This is a genomic window from Fuscovulum blasticum DSM 2131 (assembly GCF_003034965.1).
Lineage (GTDB): Bacteria > Pseudomonadota > Alphaproteobacteria > Rhodobacterales > Rhodobacteraceae > Pseudogemmobacter > Pseudogemmobacter blasticus.
In genome coordinates, this window is record NZ_PZKE01000001.1 from 291993 (window position 1) to 313569 (window position 21577).

Genomic DNA, 21577 nt, shown 5'->3' on the forward strand with positions numbered 1-21577 from the left:
GATTGCGGCGGGAAAACGGCACCCGTCGCGATTCCCCTTGGCCTGACTTCATGGCGCCAGGAAACATTCCCCGTTTCAGCCGCGGCATTGCCACCATTGGCGAACATAGTCCCTTGGTCTGGGATCAGACCGGGGGGCGATGATGACCAACAAGCGCAGTTTGATTCGTGCCGCATCGGTGCTGGCCGTGGCGCTTGCCGCCGGGCACCTTGTCCAGACCATGACCGCCGGCAGCCCGTCCAGGGCGGAACCGACGCCGGCGATCGCGGTGCTGCCCACCGCCGTGACGCCCGTTCAGGCCAGCATCGACGCCGCCGCCACCCCGATACCGCAGAAGCCCGACCCTTTGCCGCAGGCCGCGCCCGCCTGCGCCGACCGGCTGACCCTTGCCGCCACGCCCGGCGCGATGATCACCGTGATGATCCATTCCCCCTGTCGTGGGGGTGAACGGGTGGTGCTTCGCCATGCCGGCCTTGCGGTGGCCGAGGCGCTGGATGCCGATGGCCGTCTTGCCGTTCCGCTGCCGGCCTTCGATGCGGGGGGCAAGGTGTCCGTGCTTCTGTCCGATGGCACTGTGCTGCGCGATGCCGTGCCGGTGCCCGACCTTGGCGGACTGCGCCGCTTTGCCGTGCAATGGGTGGCCGAGGATGCCTTTCAACTGCATGTCGGGCCGGGCGTGGTTGGAAACCTGCCCGCTCTGGCCAGCCTTGGCGACCCCTCGGTTGATCTGCCGATGCAGGCGCAGGTCTATACCTGGCCCGCGTCCCAGCGGATCAGCCCTGTGGTCGAGGCGGCCATCACCCCGGCCACCTGCGGCCGCGATCTGCTGGGCGAAACCCTGCTGCTGACCGAAGGCACCACCACCCTGACCGACCTGACCCTGTCGATGCCGCCCTGCGACGCGGTGGGCGATATTCTGGTCTTGAACAATCTTGTCCCCGACGTGACACTCGCCGCCGTCAACTAGGGCGCGCAGGCAGGGGCCAGATGCAGTTCATCGCAGGACGCGCGGCGATTTTCGCCGCGCTTCTCTTTTCCGGCACGGGGGCGGCGCTGGCGCAAGACGTCACGCTGGTCTCACGCGAAGGGAACATCGTCCTGACCGGCAGCCTGCAGGGCTTTGACGGTGAATTCTACCGGCTTGATACGACCTATGGCCCGCTGACCGTTGATTCGCAGGGCGTCATTTGCGAAGGCCCGGCCTGCCCCGACCTGACCGCGCCCAAGGCGGTGATCCGGCTGGTCGGGGCGCCGGATGCCGGCGCCCGGCTTCTGCCCGGCCTGTTCCGCGCCTTTGCTGAAGGCCGCGGTCTGGTCTATGCGCCCACCGAAACCTCGGCCGGCTGGGCCGCCACAATCCTTGATCCGGCAACGGGCAAGATTCTGGCGGAACTGTCCTTTGCCGCGCTGCCCCCGGATGAAGCGGCGGCAGCCGTCGAATCGGGGGCGGCCGAGCTGAAGGTTTCCGCCCTGTCGGATGATGATTTCGGCGCGCGTCCGCTGGCGCTGGATGCGCTGGTGCCCATCGCCGCGCCGGGCAACCCGACGCCCGAGATCTCGACCGTCGATCTGGCCCGCGCCCTGACCGGAGAGGCCAGGAACTGGGCCGATCTGGGCGGCCCCGATATGCCCATCGTGCTGCACGCCCTGGACGCCGGCACCGATTTCCAGCGCGCCCTCGCCAACCGGCTGGGACAGCCGCTGGCCGAGGCCATCGCACATCCCGACATGGCCAGCCTTGCCGCCGCCGTGGCCCGCGACCCCTGGGCGCTGGCCATCACCGGCCGGTCCGAGGCGGGCGCGGCGCGGATCATGCCGCTGACCGACAGTTGCGGCTTCCCGCTGCTGCCCACGCCCATCTCGGTCAAGGCCGAGGACTATCCGCTGGCGCTTCCGTTGTTCCTGCTGACACCGCCGCGCCGCCTGCCGCTTCTGGCACGCGAGTTTCTGGAGTTTCTGGCAACCCCCGCCGCGGAAACGGCGGTGGCGCAGGCGGGCTATATCGACCGTTCCGTTGAACGCGCCCCGATGACACAGGACGGTCTGCGCCTGCTGAACGCCATTCAGGGCGCGGGCGAGGATGTGACGCTGGCCGATCTCAAGCGTCTGGCCGATGTGATGGATGGGGCCGACCGGCTGTCGCTGACCTTCCGGTTCGAAGAGGGCACCTCGATCCTTGATGCCAGTTCGCAGGAAAACCTTGCGCAACTGGGCCGCCTGATCGCCGCCGGCCGTTTCCCGGCGCAGGCGCTGATCCTGGCCGGGTTCTCTGATGGCAAGGGGGATGCCAAGGCGAACCGTGCCCTGTCAGCCGAACGTGCGCAGCGTGTGGCCGCCGACCTTGCCGCCGTGGCCCCTGACCTGCGCCCCGAAGACCTGCCCCGCACCGAAGGGTTTGGCGAGGCGCTGCCGATGGCCTGCGACGAAACCGCCATCGGCCGCCGCCTGAACCGCCGTGTCGAGCTGTGGGTGGTGCCCGACTTCACGCCACCCCAGCCGGCAACGCCCTGACGGGACGGCTGCTCGGTCAGCGCACCGCCTCAAGAACCGCATCAGACAGGCGGCAATCGCGAATGGAATCGGCCCCGCAACGGCGCGGCTCAAGATCGGGGGTCAGGCACAGCCTGACCTCCTGAATCAGCCCGTCCTTGCAGGTGATGGTGATCTGGTCGGCCGTCAGGCCGGGGTTGGCCTCAAGAAAGGCGCCCTCGATCACCTCTGCCGGCACCTTCAGCGTTTTCGACATGCGGGCAAAGACCGGGGGAATCGTCACGCTGTCAAAGGCGCGGCGGGCCGTGGCGAAATAGTCGCGCGGCGACAGGCCCGAGCAGCGCCCGTGCTTCTTCCATTGATAGAAGGCAAGGCCGGCGCCACCCATGATGTCGGCCATGGCGGCGGTCTCGTTGCGGGTCGGATCGCGCTGGCCGGTGCGGCAATAGGACGGCCAGCCGCTTTCGTTCTGTGGCCAAAGGCCGTGCAGCACAAACGTAAGCCCGCGCCCCACGTCGCATTGCGGATCGCGGCGGGCGTCGCCTTCCAGCGCGCACCAGGCTGACGACCAGGAGAGCGACATCACATAATAGTCGAAATCGCCGGCGCGTTCGCCTTCGGCGCGGGCGGGAAGGCTGGTCAGCGCCAGCAGCAGGGCCAGCAGCACGGGTTTCATTTCCACTTCCCCTTGGCCTGGAAAGGCACTATACGAACGCCCAACTCCCCGACATCGAGGAACCGCGGGCCAAGCCCGCAGCCGTTTTCTCGGCACGGGAGAGAATTGTAAAGGGCCGGCCCCTTCGGGCGTGCCCAAGCCAAGAGGACGTTCGATGACCAAGCCCCTGATGGCGCGCGCCACGGCCGTGTGGCTGGTGGAAAACACCACCCTGACCTTCAAGCAGATCGCCGATTTCTGCGGTATGCACGAACTTGAGGTGCAAGGCATCGCCGATGGCGACGTGGCCGGCGGCGTCAAGGGATTCGATCCGATCGCGTCGAACCAGTTGGATCAGGGCGAGATCGACCGTGGTCAGGCCGACCCGCTGTATCGTATGAAGCTGAAGTTCAACGCCGCCGCCGTGGGCGAGGAAAAGCGCCGCGGTCCGCGCTACACGCCCTTGTCCAAGCGGCAGGACCGGCCGGCGGCGATTCTGTGGCTGGTCAAGTTCCACCCCGAGCTTTCGGATGGCGCCATCGGCAAGCTGGTGGGCACCACCAAGCCGACGATCCAGTCGATCCGCGAGCGGTCGCACTGGAACATCCAGAACATCACGCCGATCGACCCGGTGGCGCTGGGGCTGTGCCGTCAGTCCGAACTGGATACCGCCGTGCAGGCGGCCGCGCGCAAGAAAGCGGCCGAAGGCGCGGTCATGACCGATGACGAACGGCGCAAGCTGTTCCCGACCGACCGTTCCCTGTCGATGGCCCCGGATGAGCCGAAGATCGGCGCCGATCTGACCGGGCTTGAAGTCTTCGGCGACGAGGACAAGGACGAAACGCCGAAGGGCGACTATTCTGATGCCGACAGCTTCTTCAACCTGCCCGATTCTACGGACGATGATGAGGAAGAGGACGACCGTCGCCGCTAAGGCCGCAGGTCTGACGACACGAACAAACCCCGGGCCGCGTGTCCGGGGTTTTGCTTTGCGCAGATCAGCGCCGCATCATCGCGATGCGGATCAGCGCGCGCTCCATCAGCGCCATGCCGGGCGCCCGGCTGGCTGACCGCAGGGTCAGGTCGGTGTCCAGCAGCAGGGCGACGGCGCCTTCCAGCGCGCGCGTGCCCAGCGTCTGCGCCTGCCGCTGCATCCTGTCGCGGCGCGGACCGAACACGCGCGCCCGCGCCAGCCCCGAAGCAACGCCGCCGGGGTCTGACGCCGCCATGTGCAGCGCCCGGAAATGCCGCAGCGCCTGGATGCACAGTGTCACGGGCAGAACGCCCTGCCCCTCAAGCCGGCGCATCAGCAGGCCAACGGCACGGCTTTCCCCTTCGGCCACCGCATGAAGAAGATCATCCACCTCGGCCTCAAGGGTGGCGGGGGCCAGCGCGGCCACTTCGGCCGGGGTCAGGGGCGTGGTGTCGCCCCATTTGTAAAGGCCGATCTTTTCCAGCGTCTGGCGGAAATCGCCCGGGTCCAGCGCCCGCGCCAGAACGCCCAAGTCCGCCATGGCGGCAGGGTCGATCTGCGCCAGACCTGCACGCGACAATTCGGCCTCGATTTCCTCGCGCGTGGGCGGGTCGTCATAAAACCCGATGGACACCGCATTGGGCGCCTTCTCGAACAGGGTCTTCAGAGTGGATTTCCCGGTCAACCCGCCTGCCGTGACCACAATTACCGCATCGCCGGGGCGCCAGTCCTTCAGCGCGGCGCCAACGGTTTCGGTCAGCCCGTCGGTGGCGTCTTCCAGAAAAACCACGCGCGGCCCCGGAAAGAAGCCGGTCTCGCGTATGGCATCGCCCAGACGCGCGCCGTCCTTGCGCAACTCGCCGGCCGGAATCCGGGTCAGGCGCATTTCCGCCTCGCCCTGCGGGCCAACCAGCGCGGCAATCGCCTCTTGCCGCTTCATCGCCACGCGCATCGCATCGGCGCCAAAGAGCAGCAGGCCGGCACGGCCCGGGTCGGGCCTGGCGCAATAGCGCGCGGCCTCGGCCCCCTTGAGAATCATCGCGCGTCCAGCTCGGCGATCAGGCGAGTCACGATCTGATCGGCCAGAATCCGCATCAGCCGCAGCGCCGCGTCTTCCTCGGCCGCAAGGCCGGCCACGGTTGACCCCGTGGCGGCAAAGGCGGTGAAACTTTGCACCCGGCCGCCGGTGACCCGCTGGCCGCTGGCCGCATCGGTCAACGTATAGCTGATCGCGCCCGTCAGGTTGTAGCGGGTGGTCTGGTTGTCGGTGGTCACGCCAACCCCTGCCACCCCGGTCGAGATGGAATAGGCCAGATTGTAACGAACGTCCTGCGGCCGGCCCAGCCGTTCCTCGATCCGTTCGACGAAATCAAAGGTGTTGCGATCATACGGGTCGGCGGCGCGGACGGTGCCGAACAGCGCCGTGGCCGCCCCGCCGGGCGCATAGGCCGGGGTAAAGCCGCAGGCGGCCAGCGCCAGCGGCGAAAGCAGAAGGAAGCGGCGGTTATACGACGACATTGATGATGCGCCCCGGCACGACGATGAACTTCTTCACCGGCTGGCCGGCAAGGAACTTGATCACATCCTCGTTCGCCAGCGCGATCTTTTCAATCTCGGCCGCGGCCATATCCTTCGGCACGCTGATTTCCGCCCGCCGCTTGCCGTTGATCTGGATCGGCAGCGTCACCGTGTCATCGACCAGCAGCGCCGGGTCGGCCTTTGGCCAGGGCGCCAGCGCGCACAGGCCCGTGCCGCCCTGATGCGCCCAGATATCCTCGGCCAGATGCGGGGTCATGGGTGACATCAGCTTGGCCAGCGTGCGGATTGCCTCTTTCATCACCGGGGTCGAGGCGTTGGCCTTCGACAGGGTGTTGGTAAAGGCATAAAGCGCGGCAATCGCCTTGTTGAAGGCGAATCCCTCGATGCTGCGCGTCACCTCGTCAATGGCGCGGGCCGTGGCGCGGGCCAGGGCATCGTCCCCCTCGCCCTTGTGGTCGGCGGGCATCTGGCCGATGCGGTCGCACAGCGACCAGACGCGCGACAGGTGCTTGAACGTCGCCTCCGCGCCGCTGGCCGTCCATTCCACATCGCGTTCGGGCGGGCTGTCCGACATCACGAACCAGCGCGCTGTATCGGCGCCGAACTGGGCGATGATGTTCATCGGGTCGACGACATTCTTCTTCGACTTCGACATCTTGGCCGAGGGGATGACCTCGACCGCCGTCCCGTCCTGCAGCGTGGCCCCGCTTTCGCTGCGGATCACGTCTTCCGGCAGGTGATAGACCGGGCGGCCCTGCGCGTCGGTGGTCTTGTAGATTTCGTGCGTCACCATGCCTTGCGTGAACAGCGCGCTGAACGGTTCCACCGCGCGGGCCGGCAGGTGGCCGGTCTTGTGCATGGCGCGGGCAAAGAAGCGCGAATACAGAAGGTGCAGGATCGCGTGTTCGATGCCGCCGATATACTGGTCGACAGTCATCCAGTAATCCACTTCCGCCGCGTCGGTCGGCGTCTTCGACCGGGGCGCGGTGAAGCGGGCATAGTACCAGGACGAATCGACGAAGGTGTCCATCGTGTCCGTCTCGCGCCGCGCCTTCGCCCCGCATTTCGGGCAAGCGCAATCGCGCCAGGTGGGGTGGCGGTCCAGCGGGTTGCCCGGCACGTCGAACGACACGTCATAGGGCAGCTCGATCGGCAGATTTTCCTTGCGCTCGGGCACCACGCCGCAGGTGGCGCAATGCACCACCGGAATCGGGCAGCCCCAGTAGCGTTGCCGCGAAATGCCCCAGTCGCGCAGGCGGAACTTGGTGACGCCGCGCCCCCAGCCCTGCGATTCGGCGGCGGCAATGGCCGAGGCGATGGCCTCGTCGCCGGTTTGCACGTCGGCCCCCGCGAAGCCGCGAACGAAGCGCACCTTTTCCGATTTCATCGGCACGAAGGCTTCGGTCAGGGCGGCGTCTTCCGCGCCTTCGGCCACGAACACCGCCTTGATCGGCAGCCCGTATTTGGTGGCAAAGTCGAAGTCGCGCTGGTCATGCGCCGGGCAGCCGAAGATGGCGCCGGTGCCGTAATCCATCAGGATGAAGTTGGCGATCCAGACCGGCAGTTCCCAATCGGGGTTCAGCGGGTGCTTCACCCGGATGCCGGTGTCATAGCCAATCTTTTCGGCCGTCTCGATTTCCTCGGCCGAGGTGCCGCCCTTGCGACATTCGGCCACGAAAGCCGCCACCTTCGGATCGGCCTCCAGAACCTTCGCCAGCGGATGATCGGGGCTGATCGCGGCGAAGCTGGCGCCCATCAGCGTATCGGGGCGGGTGGTATAGACCTCCAGCGTTTCAAAGCCGTCCGGGGCGCCTACCGTCTGGAACGCGAATTGCAGCCCGCGCGATTTGCCGATCCAGTTCGCCTGCATCAGGCGCACCTTTTCGGGCCAGTCCTTCAGACCGTCCAGCGCCGCCAGCAGTTCCTCGGAATAGTCCGAGATCTTGAAGAACCACTGCACCAGCTCGCGCCGTTCCACCGCCGCGCCCGACCGCCAGCCCTTGCCGTCGATCACCTGCTCATTGGCCAGCACGGTCATGTCGACCGGGTCCCAGTTCACCACGGCGGCCTTGCGGTAAACAAGGCCCGCCTCCAGCATGTCCAGGAACATGGCCTGCTGCTGGCCGTAATACTCGGGATCGCAGGTCGCCAGCTCGCGGCTCCAGTCGATCGACAGGCCCAGCGGCTTCATCTGCGCCTTCATGTCGGCGATATTGCCGTAGGTCCAGTCCTTCGGGTGGCCGCCACGTTCCATCGCGGCATTTTCGGCCGGCATACCGAAGGCATCCCAGCCCATCGGATGCAGCACCGCATGGCCCTGCGCCAGCTTGGTGCGCGCCACCACGTCGCCCATGGTATAGTTGCGCACATGCCCCATGTGGATGCGCCCCGACGGATAGGGGAACATCTCAAGCACATAATACTTGGGCTTGGCCGGATCGTGCCGCGCGGTAAAGGCCTGGGCCTTTTCCCACTCCTGTTGCCATCTGGGTTCGATCAGCGAAGGATCATAGCGCGACATCACGGCCCTCATGCAGGATACCGGGCGGGATTACACCGCCCGGACCGGCAAGGTCCACCCCCTGCTCACCTTGGAGAAATACCCTGCGGGGGTGCGGGGGTGCAAAACCCCCGCGGCGCGGGTCAAAGGTTGCTGTCGCGAACGCGAAGCTGCCGGGCGCGGGTCAGGATGGCATCTTCCACCGCGCGTTGCGTTTCGGCCGAAACCGCCCCGCCGCCCCGCGATTGCAGCGCCACCTTCAGGCTGCGCGCATCCAGCGCCGGATCCTGCACATAGACCGTGGCCCGATAGGCACGTCCGCCGCCGGGCGGGGTGCCATACCCGGTGACGATCACGCCGGTGAACGGATCGACCGATTCAATCGGCAGGAAGTTCAGCACCTCAAGGCTGGCTTGCCAGAGATACTTGTTCACCTCGACCGTGGTGTTCGGGTTGGCCTGGTTCGAGAACAGTCCCAGAATCGAACCGCCCGCCTTGGCCTTGCGGTCCTGCGCCGTCATCGGCGCGGCATCAAGGCCGGTCGGGGTGGTTCTGGCGGCATCCGCGCCGCCGCGCCCGCCACAGGCTGCCAGAAGAACCAAAGCTCCGCCGCACAGCACAGGAACGGCATGCTTCCACAATGTCATTCGGCTCTCCGTGTCCATCACCCGAACATTTAGCCCAGCCCCGGAAACCCGACAAGCGGTTTCCACCCGGGCACCGCCAACACCCGCGCCGGGTGGCCGGGAAGCGGGGGCCCGTCCGGGGCGCGCGGCATTTCGGCCTGCCGCCCGGTATCTGACGTGATTCCCAACGCCCGCGCGCGATGCCCGCGTAAGGCGGCCTGTTCCGGCGGGGCGCGGCGCGCGGGCAAGTTCCGGGCGCCGCACGGGGGCACTGTGTCTTTGGTGCACCATCAATTCTGCGAATGCCGGCAGGGGGGCAAGAGACGATTGCAATCACCGCCTTGGGAAACGAAATAGGGTGAGTAGCTGATCTGGACTAGGCCAGGTTTGGCTGTCCGTTGAAAAACGAGGGAAAAAATGAAAAAGCTTCTCCTTGCATCCACGATGCTCGTCGCCGGCGCCGGCATGGCTGCCGCCGAAATCAGCCTGAACGGCTATGGCCGCTTCGGTCTGCAGTATGTCGAAGACCGCGGCGTCGGCCTGGAAGACACCATCATCTCCAGCCGTCTGCGCATCAACATCGTCGGCACCACCGAAACCGACCAAGGCGTGACCTTCGGCGCCAAGCTGCGCATGCAGTGGGACGATGGCGATGCGTTTGCCGGTACCGCTGGCAACGCTGCCCAGTTCTGGACCAGCTACAACGGCGTGACCGTTTCGGTTGGCAACGTCGACACCGCGTTCGACTCGGTCGCTCTGACCTATGACTCGGAAATGGGCTACGAAGCCTCGTCGTTCGGTGATGCGCAGTCGTCGTTCTTCGCTTACAACTCGAAGTATGACGCTTCGGGTGCTCTGGACAACTACAATGGCATCGCGGTCACCTATTCGATCAGCGGCGTCAACCTGTACCTGTCGTACGTCGACCCGGACCAAACCGTTGACTCCAGCCTCGTGACCGAAGAGTTCGGTATCGCTGCTGACTGGTCGAACGACATGATCTCGCTGGCCGCTGCTTACACCACCGATGCCGGTGGTATCGTTGACAACGACATCGCTTTCGTCGGCGCTGCCTACAAGTTCAACGATGCTGGCACCGTTGGCCTGAACTGGTACGACAACGGCCTGTCGACCGCTGGCGACCAAGTCACCCTCTACGGCAACTACGCTTTCGGTGCGACCACCGTCCGTGCTTATGTGTCGGATATCGATCGCGCTGGTGCTGACACCGCTTACGGTATCGGCGCTGACTACCAGTTCGCCGAAGGCGTGAAGGTTTCGGGTTCGGTCCAGTCGGGCTTTGCCAACGAAACCGTCGCCGACGTGGGCGTGCGCTTCGACTTCTGATCTTACGATCACAGTCTGAGTTGAGGGAGAGCGGGCTTCGGCCCGCTCTTTCCTTTTTGCGCCGGGCCTTTTCGGCCTGTATCCCGGCCATGCCGGGTTTTCTTTCGCGCCGCGATGCGCAAACTGCGGCCCGGCGGAACAGACAGACCGGAACGAACAGACCGGAATGAACAGACGGGGGGCCGGCATGGCATTGGCAGAAATCGTGGCGCGCATCCGCAAGGCCGAGGCTGCGGCAGGCCGCGCGCCGGGCAGCGTGACGCTGATCGCGGTGTCCAAGGTGCAGCCGGCAGACCGGGTTGCCGCGGTGCTGGGCGCCGGGCAGCGGGTGTTCGGGGAAAACTATGTGCAGGAAGCGGCGGGCAAATGGCCGGCATGGCGCGACCAGTTTCCCGGCGTGAAGCTGCACATGATCGGGCCGCTGCAAACCAACAAGGCCAAGGTCGCGGTCGATCTGTTCGATGCGATTCACACGGTTGATCGGCCCAGCCTGGCGGAAAAGCTGGCCCGTCTGGCCGAATCGCGCGGCACCAGCCCCGAGCTGTTCGTGCAGGTGAACACCGGGGCCGAACCCCAGAAGGCCGGTATCCTGCCCGAAGACGCCGACGCCTTCATCGCCACGCTGCGCGGTCTGGGTCTGCCGCTGGCGGGCCTGATGTGTATTCCACCCGAAGATCAGGACAGCACCCCGCATTTCGCCCTGCTGGCGGCCATGGCCGAACGCAACGGCCTGACCGGCCTGTCGATGGGCATGAGCGCCGATTTCGAAGCCGCCATCGCGCAGGGCGCCACCCATGTGCGGGTGGGCAGCGCCATCTTTGGCGACCGGGTGCCGCAGCCGCGCTGACCGGACGGGACCGATGCTTGACAAGGCAGGGGTGTCTTTCTAAAGACATTCCTGACAGATACAGTCAGAATCCTCTGCCGCCAGCCTCGCGCGCCAACCGGCCCGGCCAGCCCCCTTGCAGACAAGACCCAAGGGACTGCCCCGCCGATGCGCCGCCAGGCCACCCCCCGCACGACCCTTCGCCTTGCCGTCACTGTGCTTGGCTGCCTGCTGGCCGCGCCTGCCTGGGCGCAAACCCCCGACACGCCGCCCGTGGTGGGGACCGCGCCGCCCGCGCTGGCGCTGACGCCGGAAACCGCCCTGACCCCGCCGCCCCTTTCGGGCGTGCCGGTCACGGGTGCCGTTGCGCATGGGTCGAAGGCCGCCGATCTTGCCCCGCTGGTGCTTGAGGCGCATCCGGTGGTGCAGGCGGTGATGGCGCTGCTGGCGGCTGCCGTTTTCGCGGTGCTGACCGTGTTCCTGTACAAGCTGGTGGAATACCGGATCGCGTTTTCCCGGCTGGCCCGGTCAGCCCGCGCGCTGGGGCAGGACAAGGCCGCCTCCGGCCTGCCGTCCTGTCCGCTCATGGCCAGCAATCAGGCGGCGCGGCAGGAAATCGCAGACCTGCCGGCCCGGCTGACCTCCGACCTGCGCGCCTCGGCGCGTGAGCGGCTGGACCTGTCGCTGGCGCGAATCGAGGCGGCGGCGGTGCAGCGGCTGCGCAGCGGCACCGGGCTTCTGGCCTCGATCGGGGCGGTGGGGCCGTTCGTGGGGCTGTTCGGCACCGTCTTCGGCATCATGAACAGCTTCATGGCGATTGCCGAAACCAAGACGACCAACCTGTCGGTGGTGGCCCCCGGCATTGCCGAGGCTCTGCTGGCCACCGGGCTGGGGCTGGTCGCGGCGATTCCGGCGGTGCTGCTGTACAACCATCTGACACGGCGCATCGCGGCCTATCGCCACCGTCTGGCGGATGGCACGGCCGAGGTGCTGCGCAGTTTCAGCCGCGCGCTGGATGCCCGCATGGCGGCAGGGGGCTGACACATGGCGCTGCGGCTGGACGAAGGCGACACCGAACTGAGCGAGATCAACGTCACGCCTTTCATCGACGTGATTCTGGTGCTGCTGATCGTGTTCATGGTGGCGGCGCCGCTGTCCACCGTGGATGTGCAGGTGAACCTGCCCGCATCGTCCGCCCCGCCCGCCGACCGGCCGGCAGACCCGCTTTGGCTGACCTTCACCGAAAGCCGCGCCCTGTTGCTGGACGAAACCGAAATCGACCGCAACGCCCTGGCGGCCGTGCTGGACGCGCGCACCGGCGGCCAGCGGGACACGCCGGTCTTCCTGCGGGCCGACCGCAGCATCGACTATGGCGCGCTGATGGGCGTCCTCGATTCGCTGCGCCGGGCCGGCTATCTGAAAGTGGCCCTCGTCGGGCTTGAGGGGGCGCCATGATGCTGCCGCAGACCCGAACCGCCCCCGGCTGGATCGCCGCCGCCACTGTTGCCGCCGCCTTGCTGTCCGGCGCCGCCGTCGCGCTGACCTTGCAGGACCGGGCCGCCCCGGTGGCGCTGATGATCGACCTGGCGCCGGTGCCCGCCGTGGCGCCGGCGATGTCGGCCGTGGCCGACCCCGCGCCGCAGGTCATGGATGAGATGCCGGATCTGGCCGATCCGATGGACGTGGCCGAAGCGAAACCGCCGGTCCCCAAGGCCGAAACCGCCCCGGACCTGCCGCACCCCCGGCCCGCGATGGCAATGCCAGAGCCTGACGTGCCGGCGCAGGCCGATATGGCCCTGCTGCCGCCGCAAAAGGAACCCCCGGCAAAGAAAGTGGCCAAGGCCGACCCGAAGCCCGAGGCACCGAAGGCCAAGAAGAAAAAGAACAAACCCGCGAAAGAGGCCAAGGTTTCCAAGGCCACATCCGCCGGTGCCACCGCGCCCACGGCGGGCGCCAAGGCCAAAAGCGGCGGCTCCGTCTCTCCGGCGGCCTATGCCAAGGCGGTGATGAAGAAGGTTCGCGCCACCCGCAAACAGGCCGGCGCGGGCCGGGGAACGGTGCAGGTCGGCTTCAGCATCGCGGCGGACGGCAGCCTTGCCGGGGTGCGGGTGCTGCAAAGTTCGGGCAATGCCGCGCTGGACGAAGTGGCGGTCAGCCACATCCGCCGGTCTGCCCCGTTCCCGGCCCCGCCCGAAGGCGCAGGCCGCAGCTATTCGTTCGAATTCGTCGGCAAATAGGGCCGCGCCAGCGCCGAAAGATACTGGTCCACCGCCCGCGCCCGCTGCCGGGCGATCTGCACCGCCTCCTCCGGGGTGATCAGCCGGAACCGTAGCGGATCGCCGGGGCGGCATTGCACCAGACCGTCCACGTCATCGGCCAGAAGCGTGGCGATCTTGGGGTAGCCGCCGGTTGTCTGGTGGTCAGACAGCAGGATCATCGGGCGGCCATCGCCCGCCACCTGTACCGACCCGCGCAAGATCGGTTCGGACGGAATCCCCAGCGATTCTTCCGGTGGCAGCGACGGGCCGTCCAGGCGCAGACCCATGCGGTCAATGGCGCTGCTGACAAGGAAGGTGCCGGTGGCAAGGCGGGTCCGCACCTCGGGCGGGAAAAAGCGTTCCTGCGGGCCCCAGACCGCATGAAGCAGATGGCGCGGCCGGGTCCAGACCGGGCAGGGGATGCTGCGCTCGGCGGTCTCGCACTGGCTGGGTCCGGTCACCCGCAACACCCGGCCGGCCACCAGCCGCCCGCCGCCAAGGCCCGAAAGCCCGTGGGTGGCGGTGCTGCCCAGCCAGGTTTCGCTGATCAGGTGGCCTGCCACGGCCAGGCAGGCCCAGCTTCCCCAGGGTCCAAGCCGCACGGTCAGCCGCTGGCCCGCGCGCAGGGTGAAAACCGACCATGACCCCAGCTTGCGGCCGTCGATATGCAGGATGAAGCCGCCGCCCACCATGGCCAGCGTCACCGCACCGCTCAGGCAATCCAGCACCAGCCCGCCGGGCGAAACCTCGATCCCGGTGGCGTCGGGCGGGTTGCCAAGGGCGGTGTTGGCGATCCGCAGCGCCTTGCGGTCCATTGGACCCGAAGCGGGTACGCCAAAGCGCATCTGGCCGGGGCGGCCACCATCCTGAAGGGTGACATGCGGTCCGGCAAAGACCACGCGAAGCAGTGCCTCAGTCATCGGCACCCTCCTTGCGGGCCAGTTCAAAGGCAGCGCGGGTGATGCGGCGGAAGATCACCCTGTCCCCGACATCGAACAGGAAGGGGCGGGCCGGATCGTCCAGCAGGATGGGCGTGGGAGAGCGGCCGATGATCCACCAGCCGGTCGGCATGGTCAGGGTCGAGACCAGGCATTGCGGGCCGGCGATCAGCACCGACCCCGCCACCACCCCGCGCACCGGCGCAGGCTTGCGGTTCAGCCGCAAGGCGGGCGGCACCCCGGCCAGATAGGCATAGCCCGGCGCGAAACCGTACATGTAGACGTGATAGCGCCCCGCCAGATGCGCGGCGATCACCGCCTCACGGTCCAGCCCGGTGCGTTGTGCCACGGCGTCAAGATCGGGTGCCAGCGGGGCATCATAGCAAACCTCGACCACCCGTTCCGCAGGTTGCCGGTTCACGGTCGCGCCGGCCTGGATCAGCCTGCGCAGAGACGATTCCACGGCGCGATGATCGGTTTCCAGCGGGTCGAAATCGACCAGCAGGCTGACATAGGCCGGCACCGCTTCACGCATCCCGCGCGGCGGGTCCGACGCCAGTGCAAGATCAAGCGCCAGAACGGCGGCATGGGCGTCGTCCGACAGGGTTTCGGCGAATTCGACCTGCACCGCATGGTCGGCCACGGCGCGGAACCGCGGGCTGGCGGGGGTTGGGGTCATGCGGGCACCAGAAAGGGCGTGACGGTCACGCCTTCGGCCAGAAGGCGTGCGCGCAGGCGTTGCGCCAGTTGCAGCGCACCCGGCGAATCGCCATGGACGCAGATCGACTGCGCGTTCAGCGGAATGGACCCGCCGCCCTGCACCGGCATCCGGCCGGATCGCAGCAGGGCAATCAGCCGGTCCGCCGCCTCATCCGCATCATGGATCAGCGCGCCGGGCTGGCCGCGCGGAACCAGCCGCCCGTTCGGCAGATACCCCCGGTCGGCAAAGATTTCCGAGATGGCGCTCAGCCCGGCGGCCCGGGCGGCGATTTCCAGCTCCGTGCCCGAAATGGCCAGAACCGCCAGATCGCCCGGCAGGGCCGCGATGGCGGCCACGATGGCCGCCGCCACGGCGGCATCATCGGCGGCCAGATTGGCCAGCGCGCCATGCGGCTTCACATAGCGCACCCGCGTTCCGGCAACTGCAGCCACAGCTTGCAGGCTACCCACCTGCGCGGCCACCATGCGGCCAATCGCGGCCGGGGTCATGGGAATGATGCGCCGCCCGAACCCTTCACGGTCGGCATAGCCGGGGTGGGCGCCGACGATCACGCCATGATCGGCGGCCAGCCGCAGGGTGGCGAACATCGTTTCCGGGTCACCGGCATGGCCGCCGCAGGCAATGTTGGCGCTGGTGACCACGGTCAGCAGCGCCGCGTCATCGCCCATGGCCCAGGGGCCATAGCCTTCCCCCAGATCAGAGTTCAGGTCGATCCGCATTGTCCCCCACCTTATGGTTCGGGGCCAGTGAAGACCGAAGCCGCGCCGGTGGCAAGGCGCGGCTTCGTCGCGGGTCAGACGTCGAAACGCACACCCTGCGCCAGCGGCAGCTTGGCGGAATAGTTCACCGTGCTGGTCTGCCGGCGCATATAGCCCTTCCACGCGTCAGAGCCGCTTTCGCGCCCGCCGCCGGTTTCCTTTTCGCCACCGAAGGCGCCGCCGATTTCGGCACCCGAGGGGCCGATGTTGACGTTGGCGATGCCGCAGTCGGACCCGGCAGCCGAAAGGAAGGTTTCCGCTTCGCGCAGGTTCAGCGTGAAGATGCAGGACGACAGGCCCTGCGGCACGCCGTTTTGCAGCGCAATCGCCTCGTCCAGGGTTTCATAGCCCAGGACATACAGGATCGGGGCGAAGGTTTCCTCGCGCACGGTTTCGGTCTGCGCCGGCATTTCCACCAGCGCCGGTTCCACATAGGCGCCGCCCTGGGGCACGCCCTCGGCCACGGCGCGGCCTCCATGCACGGTGCCGCCTTCCGACTTGGCCTTCGCCAGTTGCGCCAGCATCCGGTCGCGCGAGGCCTGGTCGATCAGCGGGCCGATCAGCGTGGTGGGTTTGCGCGGGTCGCCGATGGGCAGGCTGGCATAGGCCTTGGTCAGCCGCGCCACCAGTTCCGCACGGATCGAGTGATGCGCGATCAGCCGGCGGAGCGAGGTGCAGCGCTGGCCCGCGGTGCCGACAGCGCCGAAGACGATGGCACGCACCGCCATGTCAAGATCGGCCGAAGGCGCCACGATCATCGCGTTGTTGCCGCCCAGTTCCAGGATCGACCGGCCCCAGCGGGCCGCGACCTTGGGCCCCACGATGGCCCCCATCCGGGTAGAGCCGGTGGCCGACAGGACCGGCACGTCCGGCGACACGACCAGCGCCTCGCCGATGGCGGGACCGCCGATCACCAGTTGCGACAGGCCCTCGGGCGCATCATCGCCAAAGCGGACCAGCGCGCGTTCAAGACAGCGATGTGCGGCAATGGCGGTCAGCGGGGTTTTCTCGGACGGCTTCCAGATCACCGGGTTGCCGCAGACCAGCGCAAGGGCGGCGTTCCACGACCAGACGGCCACCGGGAAGTTGAAGGCGCTGATCACGCCCACTGGCCCGATCGGGTGCCAGGTTTCCGCCATGCGGTGGCCAGGGCGTTCGCTGGCGATGGTCAGGCCGTAAAGCTGCCGCGACAGGCCAACGGCGAAATCGCAGATGTCGATCATCTCCTGCACTTCGCCCAGGCCTTCGCTGGTGATCTTGCCCACTTCCAGCGTGACCAGCGCGCCCAGCTCCGCCTTGGCGCTGCGCAGTTCCTCGCCCAGCAGGCGCACCAGTTCGCCCCGGCGCGGGGCCGGAACGTCACGCCAGGCGCGGAAGGCGGCCTGCGCGCGGGCGATCACCGCCGGCATCGCCGCCGGATCGGTTTCGTGAACTTTCGCCACCTCGGCGCCGTCGATGGGCGAACGCACGGCCAGCGTGCCGCCGGTCAGATCGGCGGCGGTCAGGCCGGCTGCGGCAAGAATGGGGGAATGGGTCATCATCTGGCTCCGTTGGTGACACGGCCGCGCTGATCCTCAAGCCCCATGGACACAAGGATCGGGTCGGTCGTCTGTTGTTTCTGGAAATCGGTCTTGCTGCCCATCCCGCGCCAGTTGGCCAGGATCAGCGATTGTGCCACCGCGCCGCCAAGGGTGTTCCCCGGCCCGGTGACGATGAACAGGTCCGGCGCGAATTCGCGCGCTGCGCTGCGCAGGGCAGCGGTCAGGTCATAGGTCTCGGTTACCTGATGGCCCAGGGTATAATCCCGCAGGGCCGCCGTGGTGTTTGCGCCCGGCCACCAGACATGGCCGCGTCCGTCGATCAGCGGCAGCGCCGGCTGGCGGAACAGCGCCTGCGGAAGCGCGGCCTGACCCTGCGCCGCCACCGGGGCCTGCAGCGCGGTGTGGAAGGCCGCGTGATTGCCCAGCCGCATGGGAAAGCGGCCCTGAACCGGCGGAACGGCGGCTTCAAACGCCTTGAGGCCCGCCTCGTTCCCGGCCAGCACCAGCAGGCCGCCAAGGTCGATCGACAGCGCCAGCGCATGGTCGGGCCGGGTGGCAATCTCGGCCATCAGCGCCAGCAGACCGGCCTTGCGTGCCGGATCGGGCACCCAGTCATCGCCCATCCAGGGATAGACAAGCTGGCCGCCGATCAGCGCATTCTGCATCAGCGTGCCCATGGTGTTGGCGATGCGGAACCCGTCGTCCGGCGTGGTGGCGCCGGCGCAGGCCAGGGCCGAATACCAGCCCATCGAATTGCCGGTCACGCCCACAACCCGGACAGCTTCCCCGTCCAGCGACAGGAAATCGCCCAGCGTCGCGGCAAAGATCAGCGCGCTGGCATTGTCCCCCCGGCTGTGCGTGGAAAGCGAGAATTTCGCCGCGCCGTCCAGCGCCGTCAGGGTTTCCTGCCCGGCCTGCGTCCGCAGGGCATCAAACCGTGCCAGCAGGCCGGCATCTGGGAAGAAACGGCGCAGATAGCCCAGCTCCGGCGCGTTGTAGGTGCCCCGTCCGGGGCAGATCACGACAGCCGTCTTCATTTGCACAGCTCCGTTGCGGCCGCGGTGATTCCGTCTTTGGACGGCATGGTTACCGCATAAGCCGGGCCGGTGGCGATGAAACTGTCCTCGGCGGTGATCCGGGCCAGCCTGGCGCCCGGCGCTGCTTCATGGAAATGCGCCATCAGCGCCTCGGCAACGCCCCCGGAATGGCGTGTCTCATCCACCACCAGAATATGCTTGCAGCCCGAAACCGCCTGCATCAGAGCCTCTTTCGGCAAGGGCGACAGCCAGCGCGTATCCACGATGCGGGTCTTGATCCCCGCCGCCTCGATCGCGGGCAGCGCCTGGTTCGACAGATAGACCCCGTTGCCGAAGGTCACGATGGCCAGGTCGGTTCCCGTGCCCTGAACTCCGACGTCGCCGAAGCCGATCACCTCATCCGGGGCGGGGTAAAGCCGCATCCAGCCGCCGTCCTTGTCGGTATGCAGGTCGCGCATCGGATACAGCGCAATGGGTTCCAGGAACACCACCACGCGCTGTTCTTCCCGCGCAAGCCGCACAGATTCGCGCAGCATCCGGGCCGCGTCGGCCCCGTTCGACGGCACCGCCAGGATCACGCCCGGAATGTCGCGCAGCACGGCAACCGAGTTGTCGTTGTGGAAATGCCCGCCAAAACCCTTCTGATACCCCAGCCCGGCAATGCGCAGCACCATCGGGTTGGTGAACTGCCCGTTCGAGAAGAAGGGCAGCGTTGCCGCTTCGCCGCGGATCTGGTCCTCGGCATTGTGCAGATAGGCCAGGAACTGGATTTCCGGCATCGGCACAAAGCCGTTCTGCGCCATGCCGATGGCCAGGCCCAGGATGGATTGTTCATCCAGCAGCGTGTCGATCATCCGGTCCGGGCCAAAGCGCGCCGTCAGCTTCTGCGTCACACCATAGACACCGCCCTTGCGGCCGACATCTTCGCCCATCATCACGATTTCGGGGTGCGCCAGCATCAGGTCGGTCAGCGCCCAGTTGATCAGCCGCGACATGATCTGCGGCTCTTCCATTGCCTTCAGGTCGCCGCCGAAAACCGCCGCCCGCGCTTCGGGCGTGGGGCCGTTGGTGGGCCGGCAGTCGCGTTTCGGCGGGATCAGGCTGGACATCACGCCGCTGGCCGACTTCAGCCGCGGGCGGGTTACCGCCTCGGCGGCGACGCGGGCCACGCGATCCACGGTTTCCTTGTAGATCGCCAGCGCCTCGGCGGGCTGCATCACCCCGGCCTGATCCAGCAGCCGCACCGAATGCAGCAGCGGATCTTGCGCCTCTTCGGCCTCCACCTCTTCGCGGCTCAGATAGGTGGTGGGCACATCCGCCCCGGCATGGCCATACAGCCGGATGGTGCGCAGGTGCAGGAAGGCCGGCTTCTTGCGGCTGCGCACATAGTCTGCCGCTTCGGACGCCACGCGGTAGGTGTCATACAGGTCCAGACCATCGGCCTTGAAATATTTCAGCCCCGGGCGGGCGCTGAAACCGGCCTCGATCCAGCCCTTCGGCGTCTTGGTGGAAATGCCAATGCCGTTGTCCTCGCAGACAAACAGCAGCGGCAGCGGCACCGATTGATAGCTGGTCCAGCCCGCGGTGTTGAACGCGCCTTGCGCGGTGGAATGGTTGGCGCTGGCATCGCCAAAGCTGCACATTACCACCGCATCTTCGGCCAGAAGCGCGTGTTCCGGGCGGCGGCGGCGCGCGGCGCCCACCGAATAGGCCGCCCCCACCGCCTTGGGCAGGTGGCTGGCAATGGTCGAGGTTTGTGGCGGGATCATCAGCGCCTTCGATCCCAGAACCTTGTGCCGCCCGCCCGAGATGGGGTCTTCGCTGGACGAGGCAAAGGACAAGAGCATGTCCCAGGTGGGGTTCTGGCCGGGCACCTGGCCGGCGCGGGCAATCTGGAAGGCGGCATCCCGGTAATGCAGGAAGGCCATGTCGCCCGTGCGCAAGGCCAGCGCCACCGCCGCCATGCCTTCGTGCCCCGAAGAGCCGATGGTATAGAACCCTTGCCCCGCCCGCTGCATGGCCCGGCTTTGCCGGTCCAGTGCGCGGGTCAGGCAGGCGGCGCGAAAGGCCGCGACCGCCTGGTCCGCCGTCAGCGGCCCGGCCGGCGCGCGGCCTGAGGGCAGATCGCCGGCGGCAACGCGGCGCAGGAAGTTCTCATGGACAATCTCGCAACGCGCCATGGCTCAGGCCCCCAATGCGGCGGCGATGCGGCCAAGACCGGCGTCAAGATCGGCATCGGAATAGGCGAAGGACAGCCGGGCATGGCCGGGCAGGCCAAAGGCGCGGCCCGGCACGATGGCAACGCCATGATCTTCCAGCAGCCAGGTGCACAGCGCGGCGTCGCTGTCGAACCCCTTGGCCGCCATGGCCCCGGTGATGCGGGGGAAGACATAGAACGCCCCGTCGGGTGACGGGCAGTCGATTCCCGGCACCGCGTTCAGCGCGGCGACCACCCGGTCGCGCCGTGCCCGCAGCGCCTGCCGCCGAACGTCGATCAGGCTGTTGTCGCCGGTCAGCGCGGCCACGGCGGCGGCCTGCGCAATCGAACAGGCGCCCGAGGTGACCTGCCCCTGCACCGCGCCCATCGCCTTGACCAGCGGCGCGGGGGCGATGCCCCAGCCGATGCGCCAGCCGGTCATCGACCAGGCCTTGGACGCCCCGTTCACCGTCAGCAGCCGGTCCCTGAGCTGCGGCGCTGCCACGGCAAGCCGGGTGAAGGGAATGAAGTTCAGGTGTTCATAGATTTCGTCGGCCATCACCCAGACCTGCGGGTGACGGTCCAGCACCGCCGCCAGCGCCTGCAACTCGGCCTGGGAATAGATCGCGCCGGACGGGTTCGACGGCGCGTTCAGCATCAGCCAGCGGGTTTGCGGCGTGATCGCGGCTTCCAGCGCGGCGGGCGACAGCTTGAAGCCGTCTTCCATGGCGCAGGGCACCACCACCGGCACACCGCCAGCCATGGCCACGATGTCGGAATAGCTGGTCCAGTAGGGGGCGGGCATCACCACCTGATCGCCCGGCTCCAGCGTGGCCAGCATGGCGTTGGCGATCACCTGCTTGGCCCCGGTCGAGATGATGACCTCGGCCACCGTCACCCCGGCATCGGCCGCCACGGCGCCACGCAGTTCGGCGGTGCCGGCGGTGGCGGTGTATTTCGTCTTGCCTGCCAGCGCGGCGGCATGGGCCGCTTCCACCACATGCGCGGGGGTGGGGAAGTCCGGCTCGCCGGTTGACAGCGACACGACATCCTTTCCAGCGGCCTTCAGCGCGGCGGCGCGTTCGCTGATCTGCACGATTTCCGAGATTTCCAGCCCGGCAATCCGGCTGGCACGGCGAAATCCGGCGGCTGTGGTCATTCTGCTTGCTCG

20 protein-coding genes are annotated in these 21577 nt (G+C 67.5%); 8 read left to right on the forward strand and 12 right to left on the reverse strand.

Annotation, left to right across the window (positions count from 1 at the left end):
- The first annotated feature begins 142 nt into the window (after positions 1–142).
- Both C5F44_RS01385 and C5F44_RS01390 read left to right on the forward strand, forming a co-directional pair.
- Complete coding sequence (locus C5F44_RS01385) at positions 143–967, forward strand: hypothetical protein (RefSeq protein WP_146161885.1); 825 nt, start codon at positions 143–145, stop codon at positions 965–967.
- A gap of 20 nt (positions 968–987) precedes the next feature.
- Positions 988–2511, forward strand: a complete 1524-nt coding sequence (locus C5F44_RS01390) for a phosphate ABC transporter substrate-binding/OmpA family protein (protein WP_107671699.1) — start codon at positions 988–990, stop codon at positions 2509–2511.
- Positions 2512–2527: 16 nt separating this feature from the next.
- On the opposite strand, the gene C5F44_RS01395 is transcribed toward C5F44_RS01390, so the two are convergent.
- Entirely contained in the window at positions 2528–3166 is a 639-nt protein-coding gene (locus C5F44_RS01395) for a ribonuclease T2 family protein (RefSeq protein WP_107671700.1), read from the reverse strand.
- A 154-nt stretch (positions 3167–3320) separates the two neighbouring features.
- On the opposite strand from C5F44_RS01395, the gene C5F44_RS01400 reads away from it, so the two are divergent.
- Positions 3321–4079, forward strand: a complete 759-nt coding sequence (locus tag C5F44_RS01400; RefSeq protein WP_107671701.1) for a DUF1013 domain-containing protein — start codon at positions 3321–3323, stop codon at positions 4077–4079.
- A 64-nt stretch (positions 4080–4143) separates the two neighbouring features.
- On the opposite strand, the gene holA is transcribed toward C5F44_RS01400, so the two are convergent.
- The 4 genes from holA to C5F44_RS01420 form a co-directional block, all read right to left on the reverse strand.
- Positions 4144–5157 (reverse strand): DNA polymerase III subunit delta, encoded by a 1014-nt coding sequence (gene holA, locus C5F44_RS01405; protein WP_107671702.1) that lies wholly within the window; start codon positions 5155–5157, stop codon positions 4144–4146.
- Entirely contained in the window at positions 5154–5636 is a 483-nt protein-coding gene (lptE, locus tag C5F44_RS01410) for an LPS assembly lipoprotein LptE (RefSeq protein WP_107671703.1), read from the reverse strand. The genes holA and lptE overlap by 4 nt, the downstream gene beginning before the upstream one ends.
- The gene (gene leuS, locus C5F44_RS01415; RefSeq protein WP_107671837.1) at positions 5623–8178 is read right to left on the reverse strand and encodes a leucine--tRNA ligase; all 2556 of its coding nucleotides are present in this window, start codon (positions 8176–8178) and stop codon (positions 5623–5625) included. Before leuS ends, lptE begins: the two co-directional genes overlap by 14 nt.
- Positions 8179–8300: 122 nt before the next feature.
- Positions 8301–8804 (reverse strand): DUF3576 domain-containing protein, encoded by a 504-nt coding sequence (locus tag C5F44_RS01420; protein WP_107671838.1) that lies wholly within the window; start codon positions 8802–8804, stop codon positions 8301–8303.
- A 396-nt stretch (positions 8805–9200) separates the two neighbouring features.
- On the opposite strand from C5F44_RS01420, the gene C5F44_RS01425 reads away from it, so the two are divergent.
- The 5 genes from C5F44_RS01425 (at position 9201) to C5F44_RS01445 (ending at position 13193) form a co-directional block, all read left to right on the forward strand.
- Positions 9201–10130 (forward strand): porin, encoded by a 930-nt coding sequence (locus tag C5F44_RS01425; protein ID WP_107671704.1) that lies wholly within the window; start codon positions 9201–9203, stop codon positions 10128–10130.
- 187 nt (positions 10131–10317) lie between these two features.
- Complete coding sequence (locus C5F44_RS01430) at positions 10318–10977, forward strand: YggS family pyridoxal phosphate-dependent enzyme (RefSeq protein WP_107671705.1); 660 nt, start codon at positions 10318–10320, stop codon at positions 10975–10977.
- Between the two features lie 147 nt (positions 10978–11124).
- Complete coding sequence (locus tag C5F44_RS01435) at positions 11125–11997, forward strand: MotA/TolQ/ExbB proton channel family protein (protein ID WP_107671706.1); 873 nt, start codon at positions 11125–11127, stop codon at positions 11995–11997.
- Between the two features lie 3 nt (positions 11998–12000).
- Positions 12001–12411, forward strand: a complete 411-nt coding sequence (gene exbD, locus C5F44_RS01440; protein WP_107671707.1) for a TonB system transport protein ExbD — start codon at positions 12001–12003, stop codon at positions 12409–12411.
- Positions 12408–13193, forward strand: coding sequence for an energy transducer TonB (locus C5F44_RS01445; protein WP_107671708.1), 786 nt, complete (start codon positions 12408–12410; stop codon positions 13191–13193). Before exbD ends, C5F44_RS01445 begins: the two co-directional genes overlap by 4 nt.
- Here the strand turns inward: C5F44_RS01445 and C5F44_RS01450 are convergent.
- The 7 genes from C5F44_RS01450 to C5F44_RS01480 form a co-directional block, all read right to left on the reverse strand.
- Positions 13166–14134 (reverse strand): 5-oxoprolinase subunit C family protein, encoded by a 969-nt coding sequence (locus tag C5F44_RS01450; RefSeq protein ID WP_219908651.1) that lies wholly within the window; start codon positions 14132–14134, stop codon positions 13166–13168. The two genes, C5F44_RS01445 and C5F44_RS01450, sit on opposite strands and share 28 nt — an antisense overlap.
- Positions 14127–14831 (reverse strand): 5-oxoprolinase subunit B family protein, encoded by a 705-nt coding sequence (locus tag C5F44_RS01455; RefSeq protein WP_107671710.1) that lies wholly within the window; start codon positions 14829–14831, stop codon positions 14127–14129. The genes C5F44_RS01450 and C5F44_RS01455 overlap by 8 nt, the downstream gene beginning before the upstream one ends.
- Complete coding sequence (locus C5F44_RS01460; protein WP_107671711.1) at positions 14828–15592, reverse strand: LamB/YcsF family protein; 765 nt, start codon at positions 15590–15592, stop codon at positions 14828–14830. The genes C5F44_RS01455 and C5F44_RS01460 overlap by 4 nt, the downstream gene beginning before the upstream one ends.
- A 74-nt stretch (positions 15593–15666) precedes the next feature.
- The gene (gene amaB / locus C5F44_RS01465; protein ID WP_107671839.1) at positions 15667–17169 is read right to left on the reverse strand and encodes an L-piperidine-6-carboxylate dehydrogenase; all 1503 of its coding nucleotides are present in this window, start codon (positions 17167–17169) and stop codon (positions 15667–15669) included.
- Positions 17169–18209 carry an ACP S-malonyltransferase gene (locus C5F44_RS01470; protein WP_107671712.1) on the reverse strand — a complete coding sequence of 347 codons (1041 nt, stop codon included), beginning with the start codon at positions 18207–18209 and terminating at the stop codon, positions 17169–17171. Before C5F44_RS01470 ends, amaB begins: the two co-directional genes overlap by 1 nt.
- On the reverse strand, positions 18206–20389 hold the full coding sequence (locus C5F44_RS01475) for a dehydrogenase E1 component subunit alpha/beta (RefSeq protein WP_107671713.1): 2184 nt from the start codon (positions 20387–20389) through the stop codon (positions 18206–18208). Before C5F44_RS01475 ends, C5F44_RS01470 begins: the two co-directional genes overlap by 4 nt.
- A gap of 3 nt (positions 20390–20392) precedes the next feature.
- Positions 20393–21565 carry a pyridoxal phosphate-dependent aminotransferase gene (locus C5F44_RS01480; protein ID WP_107671714.1) on the reverse strand — a complete coding sequence of 391 codons (1173 nt, stop codon included), beginning with the start codon at positions 21563–21565 and terminating at the stop codon, positions 20393–20395.
- Positions 21566–21577 lie beyond the last annotated feature (12 nt).